11 protein-coding genes are annotated in these 12,936 nt (G+C 42.1%); all 11 read left to right on the top strand.

The annotated features are described in order from the left end of the window. Positions 1 to 43: 43 nt before the first annotated feature. Positions 44 to 1,069 carry a glucokinase gene (locus tag RM049_RS31015; RefSeq protein WP_322683475.1) on the top strand — a complete coding sequence of 342 codons (1,026 nt, stop codon included), beginning with the start codon at positions 44 to 46 and terminating at the stop codon, positions 1,067 to 1,069. Between the two features lie 45 nt (positions 1,070 to 1,114). After that, complete coding sequence (locus RM049_RS31010; RefSeq protein ID WP_322675661.1) at positions 1,115 to 1,717, top strand: hypothetical protein; 603 nt, start codon at positions 1,115 to 1,117, stop codon at positions 1,715 to 1,717. 641 nt (positions 1,718 to 2,358) lie between these two features. Further along, positions 2,359 to 2,814 (top strand): response regulator, encoded by a 456-nt coding sequence (locus RM049_RS31005; protein WP_322706900.1) that lies wholly within the window; start codon positions 2,359 to 2,361, stop codon positions 2,812 to 2,814. A gap of 454 nt (positions 2,815 to 3,268) precedes the next feature. Continuing rightward, positions 3,269 to 3,478, top strand: coding sequence for a hypothetical protein (locus RM049_RS31000; RefSeq protein ID WP_322706899.1), 210 nt, complete (start codon positions 3,269 to 3,271; stop codon positions 3,476 to 3,478). A 159-nt stretch (positions 3,479 to 3,637) separates the two neighbouring features. Further along, a complete protein-coding gene (locus RM049_RS30995; protein WP_322706898.1) occupies positions 3,638 to 4,279 on the top strand; it encodes a Uma2 family endonuclease in 642 nt (213 codons plus the stop codon). 396 nt (positions 4,280 to 4,675) lie between these two features. Then, positions 4,676 to 6,145, top strand: coding sequence for an efflux RND transporter periplasmic adaptor subunit (locus RM049_RS30990; protein ID WP_322706897.1), 1,470 nt, complete (start codon positions 4,676 to 4,678; stop codon positions 6,143 to 6,145). Between the two features lie 39 nt (positions 6,146 to 6,184). After that, positions 6,185 to 7,402: an ABC transporter permease gene (locus RM049_RS30985; RefSeq protein ID WP_322706896.1), complete on the top strand. Its 1,218-nt coding sequence runs from the start codon at positions 6,185 to 6,187 to the stop codon at positions 7,400 to 7,402. Between the two features lie 198 nt (positions 7,403 to 7,600). Next, a complete protein-coding gene (locus RM049_RS30980) occupies positions 7,601 to 8,539 on the top strand; it encodes a ferritin-like domain-containing protein (protein ID WP_322706895.1) in 939 nt (312 codons plus the stop codon). Positions 8,540 to 8,583: 44 nt separating this feature from the next. Continuing rightward, a complete protein-coding gene (locus RM049_RS30975; protein WP_322670359.1) occupies positions 8,584 to 9,342 on the top strand; it encodes an isoprenyl transferase in 759 nt (252 codons plus the stop codon). 257 nt (positions 9,343 to 9,599) lie between these two features. After that, a complete protein-coding gene (locus RM049_RS30970; RefSeq protein WP_322706928.1) occupies positions 9,600 to 10,112 on the top strand; it encodes a hypothetical protein in 513 nt (170 codons plus the stop codon). Between the two features lie 551 nt (positions 10,113 to 10,663). Beyond that, positions 10,664 to 12,583, top strand: a complete 1,920-nt coding sequence (locus RM049_RS30965) for an iron uptake porin (RefSeq protein ID WP_322670370.1) — start codon at positions 10,664 to 10,666, stop codon at positions 12,581 to 12,583. The last annotated feature ends 353 nt before the right edge of the window (positions 12,584 to 12,936 follow it).

The raw sequence follows: 12,936 nt of genomic DNA, 5'->3' as shown, positions 1-12,936 counted from the left end.
GGTATATCCCACAAATAAAGTAATTAATCCCCGAATAAGTTCTATGACTTTATTACTAGCAGGAGACATCGGCGGTACGAAAACTATTCTGCAATTGGTTGAAAAATCAGACTCACCAGCTTTACATACTATTTATCAGGAAAGTTACCACAGTGCCGATTTTCCTGATTTAGTACCGATAGTGCAGGAGTTTTTGGTCAAAGCTAATACACCTACACCAGAAAAGGCTTGTTTTGCGATCGCCGGCCCCATTGTCAAAAATACTGCTAAACTGACCAATTTAGCTTGGTTCCTGGATACCGAACGTCTACAAGAAGAATTGGGTATCCCGCATATTTCTTTGATTAATGACTTCGCCGCCGTTGGCTATGGCATTTCAGGTTTACAAAAAGAAGACTTGCTGACATTACAAGTTGGCAAACCTCAACCCGAAACCCCCATTGGAATTATTGGTGCTGGTACTGGCTTAGGGCAAGGATTTTTAATTAAGCAGGGGAACCACTATCAAGTTTTTTCTTCAGAAGGTGGACACGCTGACTTTGCTCCTCGGAACGAGATCGAGTTTCAACTGTTGAAATACCTGCTAGGTAAACATGATATCCAGCGCGTTTCTGTGGAACGCGTGGTTTCTGGAATGGGAATTGTGGCAATTTACCAATTTCTGCGCGATCGCAAATTTGCCACAGAATCACCAGATATTGCCCAAATCGTTAGAACTTGGGAACAAGAAGCCGGACAAGAAGAGAAAAGTGTCGATCCTGGTGCTGTCATTGGTACAGCTGCACTAGAAAAACGCGATCGCCTCTCCGAACAAACTTTGCAATTATTTGTAGAAGCTTACGGTGCAGAAGCCGGTAATCTCGCCCTGAAACTCCTACCTTACGGTGGCTTATACATCGCTGGTGGAATTGCGCCCAAAATTCTGCCCTTAATTCAAAACAGCGGTTTCTTATTAAATTTCACCCAAAAAGGTAGGATGCGCCGCCTCCTCGAAGAGATCCCGGTGTATATTATCCTCAACTCGCAAGTCGGCCTAATTGGTGCTGCTTTATGTGCTGCTAGGTTATAACAGCTGGCATCATCAGTGAGATCGCTATCTCAAAGGGCAAAAAATATGACAGTTAAAAGTCTGTTGCCACTAATAGCCGCCACCATTGTTTGTGGTGGCTCTGTTCTTGTGGAAGCGCGTCAACCCAAATCTCCGGTAGCTGTTGTCAAACCAAAGGTTTCTCAACCCGTGCAGCCACAATGGAAGTTATACACTGCTCCAGATGGACGTTTTACAATTTTGATGCCGGGAAACCCCAATAGAAATACCGAATCCCAAAAAACTTACATGGGGGAAATTACCTTAGAAATATTTATTGCTCAACCACCAAAACAGCAAGTAGCATACATAGTTGCTTACAATGATTTTCCTTATAGTTACGGTGAAATGGCCGATCCTCAAGCTGTACTTAATAATGCACGGGATATGGCTTTAAAGACTACGAAAAGTAATTTAATTAGTCAACGAAACATTCGCAGTTACAATAATCATCCCGGCAAAGAAATTCAGTACATCAATTCTGGAGGGAAAATTACTATAAGTAGAATGTATGTTGCCGAAGGAAGACTATATCAAGTAATGGCAATCACTACCAAAAAACAGCAGAAGACATTAGCTAAAACTATTAATGGCTATTTAAATTCTTTCAATGTGGTTTTAAAAAAGTGAAATAACTAATAACTTCTACTATATTAGCCTTGTAATTAATTGCAGGGCTAATATAACGTGAGTTCGACGAGTGCTATTTTGACCTCTCCCTCAGCCCCTCTCCTACGTTGGTGCAGCGTCTCAAAGAGTGCATAGCAATTGTGAAGTAACGGCTGCTACCAAGCAGGAAATTGAAGCCACCTTATTATTGCCTTAGCAGGACTTACGCACTGAAAACTTGAAAGCTTGATCCCCCCTAGCCCCCCTTTTTAAGGGGGGGAATCTTAAAAGCCCCCTTTTTAAGGGGGTTGGGGGATCTCTTCTGCGTAAGTCCTACTTAGAAGGAACTTGAGGATAGCGAATGGGAATAGTTTTGTTGATTAATCCTTTATGGCTATTTTCAGTTAATTGAACCACAGATTTTCGGAGGGAACATACCGTGCCCTTATTTGAAAAGTTTTTCTACGTTTTATGTCGTAGTTAATCAATTCATTTAGTAAATCAAATATATCTGCTCATAGTATAAGAATAGAACCTAGTAATTTTAACCATTTAATGGTTCTCTGCTACTTTTTCTTTAACCTATCCGGTTGTCTCGTTCCCTTAAGACTACGGTTTTTTCAAATAGCTTTGCCCTTAAAGCCCTAATCGCAGGTCTTATTATGAATTTAATCAATGACTTTTGCTTGGCAGTTAGGATACTCAAAGGTGTACAAGTACTCGTTGTAGACAACGATCGCGATAGTAGAGATTTGTATGCTTTTTTACTCGAAGACCTCAGCGCAAATGTGATTACCGCTGGTTCCATAGAAGAGGCTTTAGAAACCCTGAGTTGGTTCACACCCAACATTATTGTCAGTGAAATTAGGTTTTTAGGTGAAAGTATTTATACATTGCTAAATAGATTGGATGCTATAGAGCTAGACAATGGTAAGCATATCCCAATCATTGTGACTTCAACATCTACCACAGGTACTTGCGATCAAATTCCAGATGTAGAGTTTGAAGAATATTTACTTAAGCCATTCGACCTTGACGAGTTTGTTTCTATGATTGTGAATCAAGTACAGGAAAAAGTGACGGAAAATTTTTGCACCGAGCTACTAGTTGCAAACTAGTAGGTAAGTTTAAGTATCTGCGTTGTTTAACCGTCCAGAAATAAATTTCTAGACTGCATAGCTGAATGGCACGCTTGTAAAGCTGAAAGCTCGTCTGGGCAGGGTGTTGGGGGTAGGGTGTAGGGTGTAGGGAAAAATCAAGAAAAGTGAACAGGGTGCAGGTTGTATTGGGTGTGGGGTGTAGGGAAATTAAGACAGACACTCCGGGTGGGGCTTTTACCTGCCTTGCGAAATAAGGATTTTTCGTGCGCGTGGGGCGAGGCTTTAAACCTGCACCCACTCAGCCACACCCTACACCCTACACCCTACACCCTACACCCTAACCTCTGCCCTGACCAGGTTTCAGCTTTACAAGCGTGCTATTCCTGCATAGCTAAAACCCTTGCTCAAGTTACAACTGTAGGTTAGACACAGCCTACAATATAAGCACATGGGTTTGAGCGAATGAGAAGCTGTGCCCAGACAAATTACAAATATACTTATTCATCCACCTCAGAACTCCGTTAATCCACCTCGGAACTCCGTTCATCCACCTCAGAACTCCGTTAATCCACCTCAGAACTCCGTTAATCCACCTCAGAACTCCGTTCATCCACCTCAGAACTCCGTTCATCCACCTCGGAACTCCGTTCATCCACCTCAGATACTCGTTCATCCGCCTTAAAGACTGGTTTTGTAAAAGTAGACCATCGGTGCGTTAGCCTCCCGCGTAACACACCCTACGAAAATTGTTAGCAAGGATGCAGTTAAAGCTTTGGTGTCAGCTTAGTGCTGGAAAATGAAACTTGTATGATCGTTGTTAAAGTTCCTCTTTCGCAATATTATGAGCGAATTACAGACCCAACTAGCAACCGATAGCTGGATAACAGCAACTTGGGATGAATATATCCAAATAATTGAAAATCCTGCCTACGAAAAAGCCAAGGGCTACTACCACAATGGACAGATGAGGATTGAAATGCCGCCAATCGGGAATGACCATGCCAGCGACCATACAATTATTATCTTTGCTGTTAACTTGTTTGCGAGCATTAAAGGCATTGCTCTAAATGGCAAGGATAATTGTACATATCGGAAAACAGGCTTTAAGGAAGCTCAACCTGATGTGTCTTACTATATTGGTGAAAATGCTGATGTCATTCCCTACGGCACTTCTATCATCAATTTAGATATATATTCACCACCAGATTTAGTTATTGAAGTGGCTAATACCTCACTTGCTGACGATCGAGGTGAAAAACGACTTTTATACGAAGATTTAGGAGTGAAAGAATACTGGATTTTAAATGTCCAGAATGCCCAAGTTATGGCTTTTGCTATTGAAAACCAAGGTAGTAGGCGGATTACAGAATCTCAGGTATTACCAGGATTAGCAATTTCTTTATTAAACGATGCATTAGGGCGAACTCGTCAAATAAATCAAAGTCAAGTTGGTGCTTGGTTATTAACCCAATTTCAGCAATAATTACAAACTGCTTTGCGGTAAGGAATGGGGAGTAGGGAAAAAGCAAAGGATACAGAGCAACTAAAGCGCGATCGCACTATAGCAATCCTATCTGATTTGTGAGAATTGCCAGCCGTAGATTTCCACCTTCTCAAAAAAGTCGGGGATCTTGTTTCTCACGAATAGTTCAGAATTGCACTAATATGCTGTGGCTAAAGTCACCCTTTCAGGTGAAGACATACAGAAATACGAATGCCTAGTATGAAGTAAGATTAAGCAACTGTGAAGCTAATTATGCGTCTAGTTGTTAGTTAACTCATAAAAATTTAATTCTAAAGCTTTAACAACTCCGTACTCTCCACTTGTCCTCTAACTAAAAAATATTCTTATACCGCAAGATTTACAGGCTTCTATAATATGGCTACGCACATAGAAATTCCAGTTATTGGCAAAGTTAAGCATCCATCGCGCTGGCTGATTGGGCTGATAGCGGGGAGTGCTTTGGTTGTGGGTACTATAACAACTTACACTTTAGTAAACCAAGGGACAAACAAAGAAGATATTGCTCAACTAACTGTGCCAGTAGCAGCCCAAAACGTGACGTTGCGGATTACAGCTAGTGGCAAAGTCGTGCCAGTTCAGAGCGTAAATATTAGTCCGAAGAATCCCGGAGTGCTATCGCAATTATACGTGGAACAAGGCGATCGCATTCAACAAGGGCAAATTCTCGCCCGCATGGATAGCGCTGCTATTGAGGCTCAAAGGAGCCAGTACCGTGCTAACTTAGCCCAAAGTCAAGCACAGCTAGCCCAAGCCCTTGCTGGTAGTCGTCCTCAAGAAATCGCTCAAGCGAGGGCCCGATTAGCACAAGCTCAAGCCCAATTAGCTGCGGCAAAGGCTGGTAATCGTCCCCAAGAGATTGCTCAATCTCAATCCCAAGTTGATGCAGCTCAAGCAAGGGTGAATTACACCAGCGAACAGGTAAAGCGTTATCAATACCTATACGAACAGGGAGCAGAGAATAAACAATTACTCGATCAAGCCATCAGCGATGACAAAAGTGCTAGAGCCAATTTAGAAGAAGCTAAAAAACGATTCTCGTTAGTCCAAACTGGCACTCGCAGTGAAGAAATCGACCAACGCCAAGCCGCTGTTAACGAAGCACGGGCAGCATTGGTACTGTTAGAAGATGGAACCCGTTCTGAAGAAATTGTCCAGCGTCAAGCCGCTGTAGCATCTGCTGAGGCTCAGTTAAAGGGTGTACAAGTGCAGTTGGAAGATACTATTATTCGCGCTCCTTTGTCGGGAATTGTTACCCAAAAGTATGCCGAACCAGGTGCATTTGTTACACCCACAACTTCCGCATCTACTAGTGCATCGGCAACTTCCAGTTCAATTGTTGCTGTAGCACGCGGTTTAGAAATATTAGCTCAAGTTCCCGAAGCCGATCTTGGCAGAATGAAACAGGGACAGCAGGTGGAAATTGTCGCTGATGCCTATCCCGACCAAGTTTTTAAAGGTCATGTACGTCTGATTGCTCCCGAAGCAGTGGTGGAACAAGGTGTGACATCCTTCCAGGTGCGGGTTGCTATTGATACTGGCATAGATAAACTACGTTCTGGCTTAAATGTGGATCTGACTTTTTTAGGCGATCGCGTTAATAATGCCTTGGTATTACCAACGGTGTCAATTGTCACCGAAAAGGGGAAAACTGGCGTACTCGTACCCGATGCAAAGAATAAACCCCAGTTCCGCGAAGTTACAGTTGGGGCACAAATTCAAGACCAAACTCAGATTTTAGAGGGAGTTAAAGAAGGCGATCGCATTTTTGTTAACCCACCCAAAGATTACAAAATTGAGAAGGCAAAAGAACAGAATAATTCGTAATTCGTAATTCGTAATTCGTAATTCGTAATTATATAAGATATGAATTTCCTTGAAAGCATGAATATGGCGGGGAAAACCCTGCTGTCAAATAAGCTGCGTAGTGCCCTCACCATGCTGGGTATAGTTATTGGCAATGCCTCGGTGATTGCGATGATTGGCATTGGTGAAGGTGGACAAAAATACGTTAATAAACAGCTGGAGTCACTAGGGCCAAATGTGCTATTTGTACTGCCAGGTAATCGAGAAACTCAGCGAATCTCCTTTGAAGTGCCAAAAACTCTGGTGTTGCAAGATGCGGATGCGATCGCTTCTCAAGTACCAACAGTAGTAGGAGTTGCACCAGAGTTAAACAGAAGACAGGTAATTACATACCGCAACAGAAATACCGATGTCAACATCATTGGCACAACTCCCTCCTTTTTATCAGTGCGGGATTTTGAAACTGCTAAAGGCAGGTTTTTCTCTGAGATAGACATCAAGCGAAGTAACCAAGTGGTAGTGCTGGGTGGAGATTTGGCAGAAAAACTATTCGGTAATAGTAACCCTGTAGGACAGCAATTGCGAGTTGGAAATACCAGCTTTCAAGTAATTGGGACGTTAACAGCAAAAGGTTCCAGCGTGGGAGCAGATTATGATGATGCTGCCTTAATACCAATCACCACATCAGCAAACCGACTTGTGGGCAAAAATTCTCCTTATGGTATTGCCTTAGATTATCTCGTTGCTGCTGCTCGTGATTCCGATAGTGTGGATGCAGCAGAATTTCAAATTACTAATTTGCTGCGTCTAAGACACAAAATTAATGGTGAAGATGACTTTACTCTTCGCACCCAGAAAGATGCTTTGCAAACTGTCGGTCAAATTACAGGTGCATTGACAATTATGCTAGCTGCGATCGCCGGCATATCCTTGTTTGTCGGCGGCATTGGCATCATGAATATTATGCTAGTCTCCGTCACCGAACGCACCCAAGAAATCGGATTGCGAAAAGCGATCGGGGCAACTGAGCAAGATATTTTGCTCCAGTTCATCATTGAGGCAGTGATTGTTTCTGCGGCTGGGGGCTTAGTTGGGACTGCGGTTGGTGTTAGTGGCATCCTATTAGTGGGAGCCTTGACTCCTTTAGAAGCGAGTCTTTCTCCTGTAGCCATTACTATGGCTGTTGGTGTCTCTGGAGGTATTGGTTTATTCTTTGGCGTTGTTCCTGCACGTCGCGCTGCTAAACTCGACCCGATTGTGGCTTTGAGAAGTGCCTAGTAGTCTGCTAACCCAAAAATGCGTTTGTGAGGACTACCTCACAAGATTGGATAATTTATTTCTTGGAGTTCCCTAACCAACTTTTCCTCCGACTTTTGCAACCCGATCGCATAAAATTGCCGACTTCAGCCGACTGACAAACGATAGTGCGATCGCTTAGGCTATTGGGCATAGAGATAAAAATTTAAGTATAAAAATATGCTTAATACCCTCAGCCCAATTGCAGAAGATTTAGCAGGTCAAAGCTATCTCAGTCCTCATTACTTGCGAACACAGCAGCGCATTCGTTCCCTCATAGACAAATATATTGCAGTCGAAAAACTACACGCTCGTCTGCAAGATTTACCGATACAGTTTGCCAATCCCCAACCGCGTCCCTGGAAACACATCGACTGGCAGACAATTAACCGCAATCAAATTATCGGCTTAGACGCAGAGGTATTTTTATCTATATCGATCGGTGCGATGGATACAGAAGCACCCATTCGCGGTTATACCCAAACCAGTCGGCAGTATTTGGAAAAATTGCATCCTCAGATGGCTCGGTTTGTTGGTGGAACTGTCGGTAAAGATGGCGAATTGCTAGAACTTGGTTTGTGGGAAAAGGAAGAACGTCAGCACACACCCGCATTAATCAAAGTCTACACCCAATTAACAGGCGAGAAAATTATCCCAAAACTTCGTACTGTTAGAAGCTATCTTCCCACAGATGACCCTCACGAAGACTTATATCGCCACGGTTTACACCGCATTGCCACAGAATACGGTGCAACTTGTCTTTATATTTGGTTGATGGCTCACACCACAGGCGCACTCCAGGATGTTCTAGAGGAACTAGCGCAGGATGAAATCAACCACATGACCAAATTCTGGGGGTTTGGAGTCTGGGCTTTCCCTGATACTGGGTTGATGCGAATTGGACGCACCCTGATTAAAACGCGATCGCCAAACTATCAGCGTAACAACCTCATGCGTACTCTTCGCCGGATGATGGGTACACTCAACTGGAATGCTTGGTCATTAACCAACAAAATAACTCTCCTATTTACCTTCACCTACACAATGCATCGTTTGTGGAGTTGGAACAACACCCTCACACCAGAGTACTTACAAAATTTATTTGAAACTACTCATTAGTAAAAACAAAAGACAAATGACAAAAGACAAAGGACAAGTGACAAATGACAAATAACAAATCAAAATTACCCATAGATTTAAATCCCCAAAAAATCCCCCAACATATCGCCGTCATCATGGATGGTAACGGCCGATGGGCAACCAGTCGAGGATTACCGCGCATTGCTGGACATCGCCAAGGAGCAAGAACGCTCAAAGAACTATTGCGTTGCTGCAAAGATTGGGGAATCAAAGCGTTGACAGCCTACGCTTTCTCCACAGAAAATTGGCAGCGTCCTGTTGAAGAAGTGGATTTTCTAATGCATTTGTTTGAGCGATTACTACGCCGCGAGTTGGCTCAGATGCATCAAGAAGGAGTACGTATCTCGTTTATTGGAGATTTATCGGCTTTACCCAAGTCTCTACAAATGGAAATGGAACGTTCAATGACAGAGACATTGAACAATCAAGCAATCCACTTTACTATTGCAGTCAATTACGGTAGCCGCAACGAAATTACCAGAGTTTGTCGTCAAGTAGCTCAACTCGTGCAACAGGGCGAACTTAGCGCCCAAGAAGTGAATGAAAGTCTTGTAGAACAACACCTCTACACAGCAGACACTCCAGAACCCGATTTGCTGATTCGTACTAGCGGTGAGATGCGATTGAGTAATTTCCTCTTATGGCAAATGGCTTATACAGAGATGTATTTCACCGATATTCTTTGGCCAGATTTTAATCGAGAAGCATTTCATCAAGCTTTGTTGAGCTACCAAAATCGCGATCGCCGTTTTGGTCAAGTCAAAGCTTCATTATCAGCTTAGTGTACCAAACACCAGACATCACCAGAAGAAGGCAGGAGGCAGAGGGCAATATTCCTTCTGCCTTCTGCCTTTGTTGATAAAGTAAAAGCACCCACATTACCACGATGGTATATGAGCGCTCACAAATAAAACATTATCGAGGATAATCTATCTGCTATGACAGACCGAAGTAACTATAAGAATAGCAGGCACTGGGTAAATAAACTGCAAGGGTAGTTACAAATGTTTTGTTAAAAATATTACTTACCGTAAATGTGATGCTTGATTTAGGCAAAATCCAATCGATTGCGGAATCCTATTCTCCCCAAGAACTCTTCGCTGGCTTGGTTTGGCAGCGTCGGTTCAATGAGTTTGATGGCAAACAAGTGATTACTGACCTTTCCAACCACAGAAATTTATGGTCAAGCTTTCTATTCACAAAACCAATCTTTGCACCAGATGAAAACGGTTTAAGCTTTGGTGGTATGGTCGATACCCTACTTGCAATGGCAAACTATCGTCCCATGCCTGAAACCAGCATCATTCATTTCGTTGCCTATCCTGCCGATACACTGTACATTCTGACAGAGAACCAAGATACAAAAGTGTCTGAGCTTTTAGACTTGGGCAAAAAATGGCGAGCTGATTCAGTAGAGGTAAGTGATGGCACGAATGAAGATTATGGTTTCCGCCTGAAGCGCCGACTGAGAACTAGATTGGAAGGGGCATTATGGGGTGAGGATGTTCACCAAGATTGTGATGCGGTGGTTGTTGCCTATTGGTGGGATTGAATACTTGAAATATCTCAATCAGAGAAATCGTGAACTACAATATGCTGTTTTCTTGCCGAATCTTAGCCTACACCCAAATTTAGCAGCGATCGCAGCCTCTTAATTTTTTTGAGTCAATTATTCTTTATTAGGTATTGAGCCGAAATCCTCGGATCAATACCTATATTCATATATCACAAAATCAGACTTATGGAAATTATTCTTTTGTCAATATAGCAATTATTTTTTATATTTGAACAGAGAAAATTTAGAAGGCTTATGAATCAAGCATTTTACGCAATGCGTTGTTCAAAAATCATTTGGGATTGCTATCGTAATTATAGAAACTATCAATATGATGTTTTGTTAATTCTTTCCGAAAATAGTATTTACTAGAATTTAATACCTGCGATATAAGCTGACGTTTTGATAAGTTAATTCAGAAAAAATCCTGATATCCAAAATTTAAAGTTGACAAGACTCTCTTGCTAAATCTACTTTAAATTTACTTATCAATCCATTTTAAAATCGCAATGAATTTTTCCACTATTTTATAGGTGTTGGGAGTCATGATGGCAAAATATCTACTAGCTTTTGCTAGTGGGATGGGATTTTTATGTTTAATTGTCGGGTTATCACCTGTGCAAGCCCTTCCTAGTTTAAAAATTGCAGATAAAAACGTAGCTGTTAATCAAAATGACGGCAGCTATGAAAATAATTATTCTCATCAAAGCGATTTAGCAAATAATATCTCCAGTAAATTGCTGATAGCTAATGAGAGCCAAAAAAACTTACCCTCAGTCAATGAACAGCAAAAAATTCAAGATTTAGGAATAGATTCTGCTGTTAACTTATGGCAGCCAATCACACCACAACCTGCAAGTTCATCTCCAACCTCATACAAACTTGCACAAGTAACATCCGTATCGCAATTGTCTGATGTACAGCCGAATGATTGGGCTTTTCAGGCACTCCAATCTTTAGTCGAGCGCTATGGTTGTATTGCAGGTTATCCCAATCAAACCTATCGCGGTAATCGGGCGATGACTCGCTATGAATTTGCTGCTGGCTTAAATGCTTGTTTAGAGCGAATAAATGAACTGATTGCGACTGCAACTGGTGATTTGGTCAAAAAAGAAGATTTAGCCACATTGCAGAAACTACAAGAACAATTTGCGGCGGAATTGGCAACATTGCGGGGTCGAGTAGATGCTGTAGAAGCTCGCACAGCAGAACTAGAAGCAAATCAGTTTTCTACTACGACCAAACTCAATGGTGAGGTAATTATTGCTGGTGTTGGTGCTAGCGGTGGCGCTCCTAATGATAGTGACCCGAACATCATCTTAGTCAATAGAGTACGGTTAAATCTCACCACTAGCTTTACTGGTAAAGATTCATTAATTACTGGATTGCAAGCCTATAATTTTTTGGGTGGAGCCACTGGAGAGGGTAGCCTGCAACAAGGTTTAGGATTAGCTTCGCCACTTTTAAGTGCAAGTAGCGCTCGTACCAGTTTTGAGCCGCAATTTCCGGGGATAAATGTCAATACTTTGTCGGGCGTTGGCGCAAACAGCGTTCAGGTTTACAAATTGCTATATGTCTTTCCCGTGGCTAATAAATTAACCTTGTTTGCGGGAACTGCGGCAGAGACATCAGATGCTTTCCCAACAATTACGCCTTTTTATGGTGAAGGACAAGAGTCAATATCTCGTTTTGGCAACTTGAATCCTGTACTACGGGTTTCTGGTGGAACTTCGGGTACTGGTTTAGCATCGGCGGCGGGATTTATTTTTAACATTTCGCCAAATTTTGATTTAAGAGCTTTATACGGCAGTGTAAATGCCAATTTACCGGAAAAATCTGCGGCTGAAGCAGTACCAGGAGTTTCTACTACACCTTTGGGAGCAGGTTTATTTAGTGGTAGTAGTATTATTGCCACACAGTTAACCTTCAAGCCAAGTCCTGCTTTTGATATTGGTTTAAACTATGCCCACAGTTATCACGAAATCAATATTTTGGCTACAGGATTAGTTAGTAGTGATATCGGTGCTTTATCAGGAGTTGCAGTTGGAACACCGCTCACACTCAACTCTGTTGGCGGTACGGTAACATGGCGATTGTCTCCCAAGATAGCCTTATCTGGCTACGGTGCAGCAATATTTGTTGATGCTGCTTCAAATAGCGTGGATGCTTCCACCACCTTTACAAGTTGGATGGCGGGAATTCACTTTAAAGATTTATTCAAGTCAGGAAATACAGCCGGGATTCTTTTTGGTCAGCCGCTTTTCCGTAGCGATACTGGTGGTTCTGCTCAACTTACCCCCACAGGCGAGAATCGGGCGACTCCTTACCATTTGGAAGCCTATTACCGCCTTCAAGTTAGCGATAATATCAGCATTACCCCTGGTGCGTTTGTTCTATTTAACCCAGAAGGTAACAGCAACAATGAGACTACGACTGTAGGTGTACTTCGGACTACTTTCACATTTTAAGAGATTGAGATTACGCAGTTAAAATCCCCCAAGAAATTGGGGGATTTTGAGATTGGATAACAAAATTCACAGTAGACCTCTTGCATAAATTAACAATAAAGAACCCCACCTTGCATTTGAGTAAAGCAAAGGCTCCCCTTCTCGATGCTTTGGCTATCTATTAGTCACATCTTTAGAAGTAGTGTCAAGGATAAAATAACGACTAATAAATACGTATAAATTCGGTGGATGTTTTTTGAATAATATTGTTTAGTTTTGACAAAAATATAGTCGCATTGCCCAAAATCTGTTATGCAAAACTATAGGACTCATATTTGATTTTTGAAAAAAACTCAGTACAGCTTTATTCCTTC

Source organism: Nostoc sp. DedQUE04 (genome assembly GCF_034530995.1).
Taxonomy (GTDB): Bacteria; Cyanobacteriota; Cyanobacteriia; order Cyanobacteriales; family Nostocaceae; genus Nostoc.
This window is presented reverse-complemented; position numbering and strand designations above follow the sequence as displayed.